This is a genomic window from Providencia sp. PROV061 (genome assembly GCF_011045655.1).
In the GTDB taxonomy this organism is placed as follows: Bacteria; Pseudomonadota; Gammaproteobacteria; order Enterobacterales; family Enterobacteriaceae; genus Providencia; species Providencia hangzhouensis.
The window spans coordinates 1,046,858-1,061,027 of sequence record NZ_CP042861.1 but is presented as its reverse complement, the minus strand read 5'-3'; the positions used below and the strand labels follow the sequence as shown (position 1 = coordinate 1,061,027).

Genomic DNA, 14,170 nt, shown 5'->3' with positions numbered 1-14,170 from the left:
CACCTTTTTAACAAATGGGAAAAAATAAGCAAGTTATTAAATAAAATTAAAGTATTTTTGCTTTTAACCAATTAGTAGTTTCACTTAGCGCCTTTTCAAAATTAGCAAAAACGGGCTGGCTTGGTAGCATTATCGTGTCAGCATCCATCGATGAACGTCGAATTAAATCAGACTCTGCTTTGGGGCTGTAAATATCATCTTTAAGACTAACCGATAGCATTGGAACCTTACTGCGCCGCCCCAAAAGCCCTTGATTTTTAAGTGAATAGCAACTTAATTCATGACGTAAAGCAGAACCATCAACTTGATAAATACCCAAACGACTGGCGAATACATCCAAAACCATCCGAGGAATATCTTGTTGATATTTCTCTTCATGCAATAAACTGTGGACAATTGGCCCTATGACAGCAACCGCTTTAATCTTATCAGGGCACATATAAGCTAATCTTAACGCTATATTTGCGCCAAAACGCATACCAACGATGCCAAAACGCGTATGGTCAATCCAAGCAATATCCCCAAGCTGGCGAACGATTTGCTCATGTAAGGTGCTCGTTTCCTGCGTAAGCTTGTGTTTAACCGAATAACCAATTGACGGCATATCCAGTGTTAGCATCGCAATACCGAGTGGTTCGAGGTAGTCGCGAAAATAGCGATAGAAATCAATCTGTAAGCTATCTAACATGCCACAGATCATCACTGTCGGATAAGGCCCTTGCCCCTGTGAAGGAATATGTAAAAAACCGCAGACTTCTTTCCCACCATCAACTTTGAAAGGAATTTTCTTTAGGCGATATTGAGAAAATTTTGCGGCACTATCATAAGCTTTGCAAGCCAGCAAAATAGCTTGGTCAGCCAGCTCGTCACCTTTAATAAAAGGATAAGCGGCAATACTGTACAAATTAGCAGAACGTAACCAAGCCTCCCCTGCCTCTGCACCTTTTTCAAATTCTAATGCTTTTTGCTGCCAACGCATGGCTTGCTGGGACCATTCGAAACACCAGTTTCCACGACGGTTGCCAATGACCGTATCCAACAAGTTATCATTGCTACGCTCAGCATCTGAGATAGCAATACGACTTAGTACTTCTTCAATTTCTAAGGCGTCTATTCCTCGCCAAATCCACATTAAGCGATTAATCATACGATACCAACCCGCATGATGGGAGCCACTTAACACACTGTGTTCTTTAATTTGAGAAATTGTTTGAGATGAATAAGAGACTAATGTTGATGTTTCAACTTGTCTGACTTTAGGTTTGAAAAGTTTTTCTGAGAGGTTTTGCTGAGTCATCCCTATTTCCTTGTCGATCAGAGTTGAATTTGGCCAAAAATAAAGGGAATGCAAAAATGCACTCCCCAAATTATATCGTGTTTAGCTCAAAAATTTTAGGTATTAATGTGTTTTTGCAATCAATAAAACCTATAACGCTTTATAATTACAATGTTTTCACCTAAAACGCTCATGAAAAACAGATTTATTTATCTTGTTCACACAATGGTTTAACAAAAACGACACCCATGTCCCATGGTTGTTCGATCCATGTGTCTTGTGGAATATCAATTACGTAGTCATCAACTAATGGACGGCCTGCAGGTTTTGCAAAGATGGTGACAAAATGTGCTTTAGGGTACATGTTACGGATAGCTTGAGCTGTGCCGCCTGTATCTACTAAATCATCGATGACAATATAGCCTTCACCATCACCTTCTGCACGTTTAATCACGGTTAATTCGCGCTGGTTATTATGGTCATAGCTAGAAATACAAACGGTATCAACGTTACGAATACCAAGTTCGCGTGCAAGCAGTGCTCCAGGAACAAGGCCACCACGGCTAACCGCGATAATACCGGTCCATTGCTCTACTGGTAATAAACGTTGTGCGAGTTTACGGGCATGTATTTGCAACATATCCCACGTTACGACATATTTTTCGCTCATAAAATTCGGGTCCCGACTGCTGAGTAAATCTGAAAAGTGTCTTGCGGAAAAAAGGTTGCGCGAGATTATAGTGATTTGGCCGGTTAAAAACCAGCAAAAAGCACCATTCGCCATTAATTATTATCATTTACACTGTCCATTGCTCAAAAGAAAGTGTTATCCTGAGTTTATAAAAGAGGCAGCCTTTAATTCGAAACTTCAGGCTGTTAGGTCATAATTACAGCAATATTCCTTTTAAAATTGAAGCTGAAATTAACGTTGGTTGCCAATCAGCTCCTACTGGGTTATTCAGGATATTATCCCTAAATAGTTCAATTTGTAGCTAGGCGGCAAATGAGTAAATCCTAGGAGCATACATAAGTATGTGACTGGGATTTATGAATGAAGCCAACAACGCTACAGATTGAAATATAAAGGGAAAATAAAAGGAGAGAGACGTGTCTGAGCTAGCTACATTATCCCCCCAACCGCTATGGGATATCTTCGCTAAAATCTGTTCTATCCCACACCCTTCGTATCACGAAGAAGCCTTAGCCGCGCATATTGTTGATTGGTCAAAACAAAAAGGCTTTCACGTTGAACGTGATGAAGTAGGCAATATTCTGATCCGTAAACCTGCTACGCCTGGTTATGAAAACCGTAAAGGTGTTGTTTTACAAGCTCACTTGGACATGGTGCCACAAAAAAATAACGACACGGTACATGACTTTAAAACAGATCCAATTCGTCCCTATGTTAATGGTGAGTGGGTTACTGCTGAAGGCACCACTTTAGGTGCTGATAACGGCATTGGCTTAGCTTCTGCTTTGGCTGTTCTTGCTGACGATAGCGTTGAGCATGGGCCAATGGAAGTTCTCCTGACCATGACCGAAGAAGCCGGTATGGAAGGTGCTTTTGGCTTGAAAGCAGGCTGGTTACAAGCAGATATTTTGATAAACACCGACTCCGAAGAAGAAGGTGAAATTTACATGGGTTGCGCTGGTGGTGTTGATTTTACAACCACGTTTGACCTGACTCGTGAAGCATTACCACAAGGCTATAAAACCTTCACAATGACCCTAAAAGGCCTAAAAGGTGGTCACTCCGGTGGTGATGTACATTTAGGTTTAGGTAATGCCAATAAGCTGTTAGCTCGATTTCTAGCAGGGCACGAAGAAGATTTAAGCCTAAAATTATTAGATTTTAGAGGGGGTACTGTTCGCAATGCGATTCCTCGTGAAGCCTATGCCATTATTGCTGTTCCAGCAGACAAAGTTGCTGAATTAACGGCACTGAGAACGCGCTATGAAGATATTCTGAAAAATGAATTAGCTGTTGTTGAGCCTAACCTTGTTCTGCTACTTGACGAAACGCAAAGTGAGCTAAAAGCCCTTTCTGATGATTGCCAAAAGCGTTTTGTTTTCTTCTTAAATGCAGCACCGAACGGTGTAATTCGCATGAGCGATGTGGCTATTGGCGTGGTTGAAACGTCACTTAATGAAGGTGTGGTACGCCTAACTGAAGATAAAGCAGAAATTATCTTCCTTGTTCGCTCACTTATCGATAGCGGCAAGAACTACGTTGTTAACATGCTGACATCTATCAGTAAATTAGCACAAGCCCAATATCGAGCAGAAGGCAGTTACCCTGGTTGGCAGCCCGATGCAGACTCACCAGTGATGCATTTAGTCAGCGATACCTACAACAAACTATTCGGTAAAATTCCTAATGTGATGGTGATCCACGCAGGCCTTGAGTGTGGCTTATTCAAAAAGCCTTACCCAGACATGGATATGGTTTCAATTGGGCCAACTATTCGTGGTGCGCACTCCCCTGATGAGCGTGTGCATATTGCAAGCGTTGGTGAGTATTGGAAATTATTAACTGCGGTTTTAAAAGCAATTCCAGTTAAAGAATAAACAACTAATTAATTGTAAATCAAACACCTATCATACGATGGGTGTTTTTTTATAATTCAAGTAATAATTGCCGTTCAAGCTGAGGACTTTGCAGCATCACATGCAAACCAACTAACCGAACGCCACGCCCTAAGCGGCGATTATCCCAAGCTTTTTTCGCTATTTGTACCAAATCTTGTTTATTGAGAACTGGGTATACATGTTCTTGTGTCGTTTGCTGAAAGTCTGCAAATTTAAATTTTACACCTTGGCGAGCAATACGAAGGTCAGGCTTTACCTTTGCTAAACGCAGTTGGAGTTCATCGTATAATTTATCCAACAACGGCAAGCAATCTTCCCATTGATAGATATCTTCTGTAAGTGTACGTTCAACTCCTACCGATTTCCTAAGCCTATCAGGGTTAATCGCACGTTCATCGATACCATGGCAACGCTCCCAAAGTACCTGCCCAAATTTCCCCATGCTTTTAATCAACGCAACTACATCATATTTTTGAACATCGGCACAAGTCACCAACCCCATATCCGCTAATTTTTGGGCTGTTACCTTACCCACTCCTGGTATTTTTTTTAGCGGCAATTTAAGAACGAATTGATCGATATCTTGTGGTGTGATCACGAATTGGCCATTCGGTTTGTTCATATCGGAAGCAATCTTTGCCAAAAATTTTATTGGAGCGATCCCCGCTGAAGCAGTGAGCTGTAATTCATCAAAGATTTGCTTACGGATAGCCTCAGCAATTAACGTTGCAGAGCCGTGTAATTGCGTACAATCCGTAACATCCAAATAAGCCTCATCAAGAGAAAGCGGTTCTATGAGGTCTGTGTAACGCGCAAATATTTTTCGAATATGAAGAGAGGTTTCTTTATAAAGTGCCATATGCCCAGGAACCACTTTCAAGTGAGGGCAAAGCCTAAGTGCAATCGCTGTAGACATCGCACTATGAACACCGTAGCGACGTGCTTCATAATTTGCAGTACTAATCACTCCTCGGCGATCTGCGCTACCTCCCACCGCAATAGGTACATTGCGAAGGCTTGGGTCGTCACGCATCTCGATGGCGGCATAAAAGCAGTCCATATCAATATGAATAATTTTACGCACGAGTATACCCTAACAATCAATCAACTGTTTAAATATACAGTATCTTTAATAGCCATGCAATTATTATCAGACCACCATAAATGGATGAATAACAAGCTAACTTAATGATAACTAGGTAATTCATCATATTGCAATAATCATCTGCCAATCTATCCAATAAAGATTTTATTTAAAGTTTGTCTTAAAAATAAGTGTTAATACTTACTTTTAAACAAAAAAGTAATAAAAAGAATTGTTTTACCAACGACAATACCTTGAAAAACTATTTATGGATCATCTCTATGGCAATTACATCAACATCAAAATATTTTAAATTTATGGCAACTCTCATAATACTGTTTGCTAGCCAAACCGTTTTTGCACTATCCCCTAAAATTGTTGCTCACCGTGCAGGAACGGCTGATGCACCAGAAAATACAATTTATGCAATTGATTTAGCAAAGAAAAATAATGCTGACGCTATTTGGCTTACCGTTCAGTTAAGTAAAGATAATCAACTCGTTTTATATCGTCCAAGTGACTTAAGCTCACTTACAGACCATGAAGGTCCAGTATCAAAATATAATGCCCTGCAACTTAACCGTATAAATGCTGCATATAAATACAATATAAAAAATAACCTGCAACTACCTATGCAAGATACTACTATTAGTAGACTAGAAACTATTTTAAAAAAATACCCTGATACGACTTTTTATATTGATTTAAAATCACCTGATGCAGACCCTAATATCCAAGCACAAGCTATCCTTGCATTACTAGATAAAACTAATTCATTTAGCCAAGTACGTTTTTATTCCACTAATGATGAATTTTTAAAAGCGCTAAAATCCCTTTCATCAAAAATTTCACTATTTGAAAGCCGTGATGAAACTCGGACTATGTTGGCAAATATCGTGATGAACCATCAATGCTCAATAGAAAATGACAAAACCACTACTCGTTGGTATGGCTTTGAGCTACATCGTAAAGTTGAAGTAGTTGAAAAATATACATTAGGTGAGGCACGCTCACCAGCTACCCTTTCATGGGATAAAGAGGCCATCGACTGTTTTAGAAAAAATGGTAATGCCTATATCATTGTCTTTGGTGTTAATAATGACAGTGACTACCAACTCGCAAAAGAAATTGGTGTTGATGCTGTAATGGTTGATTCCCCAAAAGCATTTAAAAAATAATCTAATAACATATCCTAAGCTATTATTACTTTAATAATAGCTTAGGAATTAAATCACATCTTAAAAACATTCTTTTCATCAATTAATAATAATTGTTCTTAATTTACCGCTATAGAAAACTTGATATATTTAATCCGTCACAAAAATTCTATTTAAAATAATTTAAAAAAGGTTTTATATGTCAAATATTGGAACAATGATTGTCGAGAATTATTGGAATGAAACATTAAGGAAAGTTGAAATACATTATCATAATAGTGATAACCCCTATGATAATGTGTTTATATTTTATAATCTAGCAAATGCCACATCTAGCTCTAACGAAAATTCATTCCCTTACTCAACAACAGGTAAAAGTGCTTGGAAAGCTAAAATTACTACGAAAAATAATGAACTGTGGAGTAGTGGTGATTTTTTACCTTGCCAAATTAACAACAATGATAATGGAAAGGTCACGATTAGATTTGATGGTGAGACAAAAAGCATGCATGTTAATTACCCTGTCTCTGTTTCATGTGCTAAGAAAATGCAATTAATTTAGGCTGTATAACGGGAAAGTAATATTTGGAGATGTCTAATAACTATATTTAGACATCTCCGGCTCATTACTAGTTATAGAACCGTTAAATATTACTATTCAAATAATACGATTTTTATCCAGTATTTTTTGGCGGGCTTCTTCACGTGCCATACGCTTTTTACGTGCATCGCAAGGCTCAGGGCAATCACACACTTTATCAACACCAATACTGCTTAACCCGCCGCAGCTACCTTGGATACTCTTACGCTTAATAATATATCCAAGTGACATGCCTAAAAAGGCCAGCAAAAACAGTACAAAGGCTGCAATAAAAACATTTAGCATCTTTTATCCTCCCACAACTACTGTTTTTTAGTTAAAAATGGTTCGAATGCCTTAGTATAACGCTCTTCAAAACCTTTATCTGTCTTAACAATCATAAAAACAGGAATATTCATTTTTTCAGCTAAATCAAAGCCAACTTCAGGCCCTAAAACATTTAGCCCCGTAGATAGGCCATCAGCACTCATACAATTTTCTGCAATCACCGTAATAGAAACTAAATTATGAGTGATTGGCTTGCCTGTTTTTGGGTCAATGGTATGAGAAAAACGAACGCCATCTTGCTCGAAATAATTACGGTAATCTCCTGATGTAGCGATAGAACGGTCACCTGGTTCAATAATCTCTTGTGCTGTTTGGCTTACCCCATCCGCTACAGGTTTTTCTATTGCAATACGCCATGGTACTTCTTTACCATTTGTTCCTTTCGTACGCACTTCACCACCAATATCAACCATATAATTATTGATATCCAATGATTCTAAATATTCAGCAACAACGTCAACACCATAACCTTTAGCAATTGAGGAAAGGTCGACGTACAGCTCAGGGATCGTTTTAATTAGGTTATTATCCTGAACCGAGAGTTTCTCGATACCAGTCCAGGCTCTACGCTTAGCCAACTCTTCATCAGAAGGCGCTTTAGTCACTCTTCCTTCAGGGCCAAAACCCCATAAATTAACTAAAGGCCCAACCGTTACATCTAATGAACCATTAGTAAGCTTATTAATTTCAATGGCTTTTTTAACCACAGTTGCGGTTGCTGCAGAAACTGGGAACGGCGTATTCACTTCTTTAAATTGATTAAAACGACTTAATTCTGAATCTGGGCGATATGTTGACATTTGGTCATTAACTTCCTCCAAACGTTTATCTATTTCGGCTTGAATGACTTCAGGCTTTGGCTCCGAAGAATCTGTAACATATTTAACCGAATAGTACGTCCCCATCGTTTGCCCCTGAAGATTCTGTTGTTCAGGTCCACCACAGGCAGTAAGAAACAGAGCTGCAACAAATAGCAGTATTGGGGTATAGATTCTTTTACTTAGCATAATTTTCTCCGCGTCAATCATGAGCGCATTTTGTTAAGGCCGCCCAGACTATTAACACACTTTACATCGTCACCCATGCAGAGAATGTTCCAGTCAAAATAATTATAAATCTACCTATTAAGCGCTAACTAATTAGCACTTAATAGATTTACTAAAATCACAAAGAGGGAAAATATTTTCCCTCTTTAAAGTGTTACTGTCTACTGACTTTGATAAGTCTAATAAAATCAGCTAAGTTGCTTAACCACCGAAGTCATCCAACAGGATATTTTCATCTTCAACACCGAGGTCTTTCAACATTTTAATCACAGCAGCATTCATCATTGGAGGTCCACACATATAGAACTCACAATCTTCTGGCGCTGGATGGTCTTTTAAGTAGTTTTCATATAAGACATTATGGATGAAACCTGTATAACCATCCCAATTATCTTCAGGCATAGGGTCTGAAAGCGCGACATGCCATGTAAAGTTTTCATGTTCTGCAGCAAGTTGGTCAAAATCTTCAGTGTAGAACATTTCACGGACTGAACGCGCCCCATACCAGAAACTAATCTTACGTTTAGAATCCAAGCGACGCAGTTGGTCAAATATGTGAGAACGCATTGGCGCCATTCCCGCACCACCACCGATAAACACCATTTCTGCTTCCGTTTCTTTAGCAAAGAATTCACCAAACGGCCCAGAAATAGTGACTTTATCCCCTGGCTTTAATGACCAAATATAAGAAGACATGATCCCCGGTGGGACATCTGGATTACGAGGTGGTGGCGTAGCAATACGCACGTTTAGCATGATAATGCCATACTCTTCCGGGTAGTTTGCCATCGAATAGGCGCGAACAGTTGGCTCTTTAACCTCAGACACATAACGGAACAGGTTAAATTTATCCCAATCTTCGCGGTACTCTTCTGGTACATCAAAATCTTCGTATTTGACAACATGTGCCGGACATTCAATCTGAATAAAACCACCCGCACGGAAAGGAACTACCTCTCCTTCTGGAATTTTCAGTTTAAGCTCTTTAATGAAAGTGGCTTTGTTATCATTAGAAATAACTTCACACTCCCATTTTTTCACACCAAAAATTTCTTCTGGAAGCTCAATTTTTAAATCTTGCTTAACGTTGACCTGACACGCTAATCGGCAGCCTTCTTTTGCTTCACGTTTGTTGATGTGTGAAAGCTCAGTTGGCAGAATATCACCACCGCCTTCTTTGATTTTCACACGGCACTGACCACAAGAGCCACCGCCGCCACATGCTGATGAAACAAAAATACCTTGGTTTGATAGCATGCCTAACAGTTTGTCGCCCGCCGGAGCTTCAAAACTTTTGTCTGGATCGCCATTAACTTCAACTTTGATGTTCCCTGTATTGACTAGCTTGGATTTAGCAAACAGGATTAAACCTGTCAGCACCAAGACAATCAGGGTAAACATCACGACACCTAAAATAATAATTTCCATGAATTCTTCTCGCCTTTATAGCTGCACACCGGAGAAGGACATAAAGCCCAATGCCATTAAACCGGTTGTCACAAAGGTGATACCTAACCCTTTTAGACCCGATGGAATATCTGAGTACTTCATCTTCTCACGGATAGCCGCCAGCAATACGATTGCGAGCATCCAACCGATCCCCGAACCGAACCCATACACAATCGATTCGCTAAAGTTATAATCACGCTGAGCCATGAAAGAAACACCACCGAAAATGGCACAGTTAACGGTAATCAATGGCAAAAAGATACCTAACGCGTTATACAGTGACGGGAAGTAGCGGTCTAAAATCATTTCAAGAATCTGAACTAACGCGGCAATAACACCGATAAAAGTGATGAAGTTCAAGAAGGATAAATCGATACCTTCGGCAATCGCACCATCACGTAACACCAAGTTGTATACTAAGTTATTGGCTGGGACAGAGATCCCCAGAACTACCGTTACAGCGATACCCAGTCCAAAAGCGGTTTTTACATTCTTCGACACCGCAAGGAAAGTACACATTCCCAAGAAAAACGCTAATGCCATATTTTCAATAAAAATGGCTTTAACAAACAGGCTAATATAGTGTTCCATGTGATTAGTCCTTCTCTACCTGAGCTGGTTTCAGAGTACGTAGTCCCCAAATCAGCATACCAATGATAAAGAATGCACTTGGCGCGAGGAGGAACAAGCCATTTGGCATGTACCAACCACCGGTTTGTAGTGATTCAAAAACTGTGATACCAAACAATTTGCCGGAACCAAATAACTCACGGAAAAAGCCGACTAAAACAAGGATCACACCATAACCAAGACCGTTACCAATACCGTCCATGAAGCTTTCAATTGGTGGTGCTTTCATTGCGTAAGCTTCAGCACGTCCCATGACGATACAGTTAGTAATAATCAAGCCAACAAATACAGAAAGTTGTTTTGATATTTCATAGGCGTATGCACGTAAAATTTGGTCAACGACAATAACTAAAGATGCAATGATCGCCATTTGAACGATAATACGCACACTGCTCGGAATATAGTTCCTGATGAGTGAGATAAAGAAGTTAGAAAAAGCCGTTACTAAGGTTACAGCGATCGTCATAACGAGTGCGGTTTCTAACTTCGTTGTCACTGCAAGTGCAGAACAAACCCCTAATACCTGTAAAGCAATTGGGTTGTTATCAAATAGCGGCCCAAGTAGGACGCGTTTTACTTCTTTTGAATCAGCCATTATTCAGCGCTCCTTCACGTACTTTTTTCAGGAACGGACCAAAACCGTTATCCCCTAACCAGAAATCAAACATATGTTGGATCCCGTTCGATGTTAGAGTCGCACCTGAAAGGCCGTCGATACCGTATGGGTTATCTGTAGCACCACCGCGCACGATTTTAATTGCCGGAACCCCCTGTTCATTGAACAGCTTTTTACCTGGCCATTGTGCTTTCCACTGAGGGTTATCAACCTCACCACCCAGCCCTGGTGTTTCACCATGTGCGTAGTAAGTAATACCACGAGAGGTAACACCATCTACATCTACCGCAATAAAGGCATACATGACAGACCACAAACCAGAACCGTAAACAGGTAAAATAATTTGTGATACTTTTCCTGCTTCATCTTTAACCAAATAGATTTCAGCGCTATTTGCACGACGGCGGATTTTTGCAATATCCTCTGCTGGAGAGAGTGCAATACTCGTTTCTTCGCTGCGTAGCTCGCTATTTAAGTCATAACGGCTAGTGCTATCAGATAATTCATTAGTTTTAAAATTCAAAAGTTTAGGTTCGATGCGATCCTTATACACATTTTGAACTTCCTCAGCGGTCATTTTAGGCTGTAGCAACCCAGCAACACTTAAAATGTTACGTTGAGTATCTAACTGAATCTGTTCTTGCTGCTGTGGTTTTAAACCAACGGCAGCACCTGCGACGACAATAGAGCACACTAGACAAAGAATAAAAACAACTAGAAATGTTCTGCCGACGCTATCGTTATTAATTGGTTTTTCATTAGCCACGAGCTTTTCTCCGCTTAATATTTGCTTGAACGACCAGATAGTCAAACAGAGGAGCAAACAGGTTGGCGAATAGGATCGCCAGCATCATCCCTTCTGGATAAGCTGGGTTAACAACCCTGATAAGAACACACATTACACCGATCAGAATGCCGTACGCCCATTTACCTTTGTCTGTGAATGAAGCTGATACCGGGTCTGTCGCCATAAAAATCATACCGAATGCGAAGCCACCGAGTACCATGTGCCACCACCATGGCATAGCAAATAACGGGTTGGTATCAGAGCCAATCGCGTTGAATAGGTAGGACATTGCAATCATACCAACCATCACACCAGCAACAATGCGCCATGATGCGATACGGAAGAACATGATAAGAGCCCCACCAATAAACAGCATCAGAGTTGACACTTCACCAATTGAACCTGGCATATTACCTAAAAAGGCTTGCATCCAAGTAATAGGCTCATGAGTCACTGTGTTCATTAGCGCATGCTCACCACCTGTTGCCCATTGTGATAATGGTGTTGCACCAGAGAAACCATCTGCAGCGGTCCAAACTAAGTCACCTGATATTTGAGCAGGATAAGCAAAGAATAAGAAAGCACGTCCAGCCAATGCCGGGTTTAAGAAGTTACGCCCAGTACCGCCAAAAATTTCTTTCGCAATAACAACCCCGAACGTGATACCTAATGCAGCCTGCCATAAAGGAATGGTTGGCGGCACAATTAAGGCAAATAGAATCGAGGTAATAAAGAAGCCTTCGTTTATTTCATGGCCGCGGATCATGGCGAATAACACTTCCCAGAAACCACCGACTAAGAAAACGACTGCATAAATAGGAAGGAAATACACTGCACCCAGCAGCATTTTACTTCCCCATCCCGCATCCATCGAAAGTGATGCGCCTAAAAACTGCGCTAAGCTATAATGCCAATCACTAGCTAGAACTTGCTGTAATTCAGCCCCGCTATATAATTGATGCAAAGCTGGGATGGCTTGGTTACCAACGTTATACATTCCCCAGAACATAGCTGGGAAAACCGCTAGCCACACCAATATCATCATACGTTTCAGGTCAATAGTATCCCTGACATGAGAACGCCCTTTTGTTACCGTACCCGGCGTGTAAAAAACAGTCGAAACTGCTTCAAATAACGCATAGTATTTTTCTAGCTTTCCACCGGGCTCAAAATGGTGCTCATACTTTTCAAATAAATTTTTCAGACCCATGGAATCACCCTTCTAGCTCAATCTTGGTCAGAACATCGCGTAGCACCGGACCATATTCATATTTCGCTGGGCAAACGTAGGTACATAAACCTAAATCTTCTTCGTCCAACTCTAAACAGCCCAATTCTTGTGATGAGTCAGTGTCTCCAGCAAGGAGATCGCGCAATAAATGAGTGACCATGATATCGAGAGGCATGACTCGCTCGTAGTTACCAATTGGCACCATCGAACGCTCGCCACCGTTCATTGTCGTTGTAAAATTAAAACGTTTATTTTTCAGGAAATGCCCGATTGTGGTACGAGTAATCGTAAATTTATTAACACCAGGCATAATCCAGCCAAATAACTCTTTATTGCGACCTTCGGCTAACACTGAGACTTGATTATGAAAACGACCAAGATAGTGATGGGTATCATCGCATGTCACGCCCCAAAGGACTGAACCGGAAATAATACGATTTTCACCCGCTTTAAGCTGACCTTGTGTTAATTCATATAAATCAGCACCTAGGCGAGTACGCAGAAGACGAGGTTTTTCAACTTGTGGCCCTGCTAATGAAATCACGCGGTCTGTGTATAGGTGACCCGTAACAAATAGCTTACCAATAGCAATAACGTCTTGGTAATTAAGGCTCCAAACTTTTTTCTTAATACTCACAGGTTCTAAGAAATGAATATGAGTTCCCGCTAAACCAGCAGGATGCGGCCCTGCAAACTGAGTATAAGAAATTTGGTTGTGTGCCGTATTCTTCGGTAAGTCTCCCTCTCCATGACACACATGGATTTTACCTTCTGTTAAACGACTTAGAACCAAAAGCCCATCGTTAAATGCTTGTTCTTGCTCTTTAATAATTAAAACAGGATCCGCTGCAAGTGGGTTAGTATCCATTGCAGTGACAAAAATAGCGATAGGTGAAGAACCCGGTTGTGGTGAACGGCTAAATGGACGCGTTCTTAAAGATGTCCACAGACCCGATTTGATCAAGTTATCTTCGACTTGTTGTTGCGTTAATGTTGATAGCTCATCACGAGTATAAGCTGTAAATGTTTCTTGTTCATCACCATCAATTTCGATGACAACAGATTGAAGCACACGACGCTCACCACGATGAATAGCAACAATTTTACCGCAGGCTGGGCTTGTAAATAAAACCCCTGGGTTCTTTTTATCTTCAAAAAGAACCTGTCCTTTAACTACACGCTCACCTTCTTTAACCAGCATCGAAGGACGCATTCCGACATATTCCTCACCTAGCACAGCTACGTGTTGAATTTTCGGGCCGTCTTCTATCACTTGGGCTGGCTCACCTGCGATAGGAAGGTTGAGGCCTTTTTTAATTTTAATCATAAGATCTGCACAAGTTTATCAGTTAAACCCTAAGCTAACGATTCAGCAAT

At 40.5% G+C, this 14,170-nt stretch carries 14 protein-coding genes; 3 read left to right on the top strand and 11 right to left on the bottom strand.

The features are described from left to right. Positions 1 to 46 precede the first annotated feature (46 nt). Positions 47 to 1,297, bottom strand: a complete 1,251-nt coding sequence (gene frsA, locus FVA72_RS04785; protein ID WP_110592312.1) for an esterase FrsA — start codon at positions 1,295 to 1,297, stop codon at positions 47 to 49. Positions 1,298 to 1,481: 184 nt separating this feature from the next. Further along, positions 1,482 to 1,946: a xanthine phosphoribosyltransferase gene (gene gpt / locus FVA72_RS04780; RefSeq protein ID WP_110592620.1), complete on the bottom strand. Its 465-nt coding sequence runs from the start codon at positions 1,944 to 1,946 to the stop codon at positions 1,482 to 1,484. Positions 1,947 to 2,383: 437 nt separating this feature from the next. On the opposite strand from gpt, the gene pepD reads away from it, so the two are divergent. Further along, a complete protein-coding gene (gene pepD, locus FVA72_RS04775) occupies positions 2,384 to 3,844 on the top strand; it encodes a beta-Ala-His dipeptidase (RefSeq protein WP_110592313.1) in 1,461 nt (486 codons plus the stop codon). A gap of 49 nt (positions 3,845 to 3,893) precedes the next feature. Here the strand turns inward: pepD and dinB are convergent, their stop codons facing one another. Further along, positions 3,894 to 4,949, bottom strand: a complete 1,056-nt coding sequence (dinB, locus tag FVA72_RS04770; RefSeq protein ID WP_036958912.1) for a DNA polymerase IV — start codon at positions 4,947 to 4,949, stop codon at positions 3,894 to 3,896. 281 nt (positions 4,950 to 5,230) lie between these two features. Here dinB and FVA72_RS04765 point away from each other — a divergent pair, with 281 nt between their 5' ends. After that, positions 5,231 to 6,127: a glycerophosphodiester phosphodiesterase family protein gene (locus tag FVA72_RS04765; RefSeq protein WP_110592314.1), complete on the top strand. Its 897-nt coding sequence runs from the start codon at positions 5,231 to 5,233 to the stop codon at positions 6,125 to 6,127. 178 nt (positions 6,128 to 6,305) lie between these two features. Continuing rightward, on the top strand, positions 6,306 to 6,668 hold the full coding sequence (locus tag FVA72_RS04760; RefSeq protein ID WP_094962037.1) for a hypothetical protein: 363 nt from the start codon (positions 6,306 to 6,308) through the stop codon (positions 6,666 to 6,668). 96 nt (positions 6,669 to 6,764) lie between these two features. On the opposite strand, the gene nqrM is transcribed toward FVA72_RS04760, so the two are convergent. The 8 genes from nqrM to FVA72_RS04720 form a co-directional block, all read right to left on the bottom strand. Further along, positions 6,765 to 6,992, bottom strand: a complete 228-nt coding sequence (gene nqrM / locus FVA72_RS04755) for a (Na+)-NQR maturation NqrM (RefSeq protein WP_004264769.1) — start codon at positions 6,990 to 6,992, stop codon at positions 6,765 to 6,767. Positions 6,993 to 7,009: 17 nt separating this feature from the next. Beyond that, a complete protein-coding gene (locus tag FVA72_RS04750; protein WP_036958908.1) occupies positions 7,010 to 8,041 on the bottom strand; it encodes an FAD:protein FMN transferase in 1,032 nt (343 codons plus the stop codon). Positions 8,042 to 8,281: 240 nt separating this feature from the next. Next, on the bottom strand, positions 8,282 to 9,508 hold the full coding sequence (nqrF, locus tag FVA72_RS04745) for an NADH:ubiquinone reductase (Na(+)-transporting) subunit F (protein ID WP_004264766.1): 1,227 nt from the start codon (positions 9,506 to 9,508) through the stop codon (positions 8,282 to 8,284). 15 nt (positions 9,509 to 9,523) lie between these two features. Beyond that, a complete protein-coding gene (gene nqrE, locus FVA72_RS04740) occupies positions 9,524 to 10,120 on the bottom strand; it encodes an NADH:ubiquinone reductase (Na(+)-transporting) subunit E (protein ID WP_004264764.1) in 597 nt (198 codons plus the stop codon). Between the two features lie 4 nt (positions 10,121 to 10,124). Next, a complete protein-coding gene (locus FVA72_RS04735; protein WP_004264762.1) occupies positions 10,125 to 10,754 on the bottom strand; it encodes an NADH:ubiquinone reductase (Na(+)-transporting) subunit D in 630 nt (209 codons plus the stop codon). Further along, positions 10,747 to 11,541 carry a Na(+)-translocating NADH-quinone reductase subunit C gene (locus tag FVA72_RS04730; protein WP_110592315.1) on the bottom strand — a complete coding sequence of 265 codons (795 nt, stop codon included), beginning with the start codon at positions 11,539 to 11,541 and terminating at the stop codon, positions 10,747 to 10,749. Before FVA72_RS04730 ends, FVA72_RS04735 begins: the two co-directional genes overlap by 8 nt. Further along, the gene (locus FVA72_RS04725) at positions 11,534 to 12,772 is read right to left on the bottom strand and encodes an NADH:ubiquinone reductase (Na(+)-transporting) subunit B (RefSeq protein ID WP_004264756.1); all 1,239 of its coding nucleotides are present in this window, start codon (positions 12,770 to 12,772) and stop codon (positions 11,534 to 11,536) included. The genes FVA72_RS04730 and FVA72_RS04725 overlap by 8 nt, the downstream gene beginning before the upstream one ends. A 4-nt stretch (positions 12,773 to 12,776) precedes the next feature. Next, positions 12,777 to 14,120 (bottom strand): Na(+)-translocating NADH-quinone reductase subunit A, encoded by a 1,344-nt coding sequence (locus tag FVA72_RS04720; RefSeq protein WP_110592316.1) that lies wholly within the window; start codon positions 14,118 to 14,120, stop codon positions 12,777 to 12,779. Positions 14,121 to 14,170 lie beyond the last annotated feature (50 nt).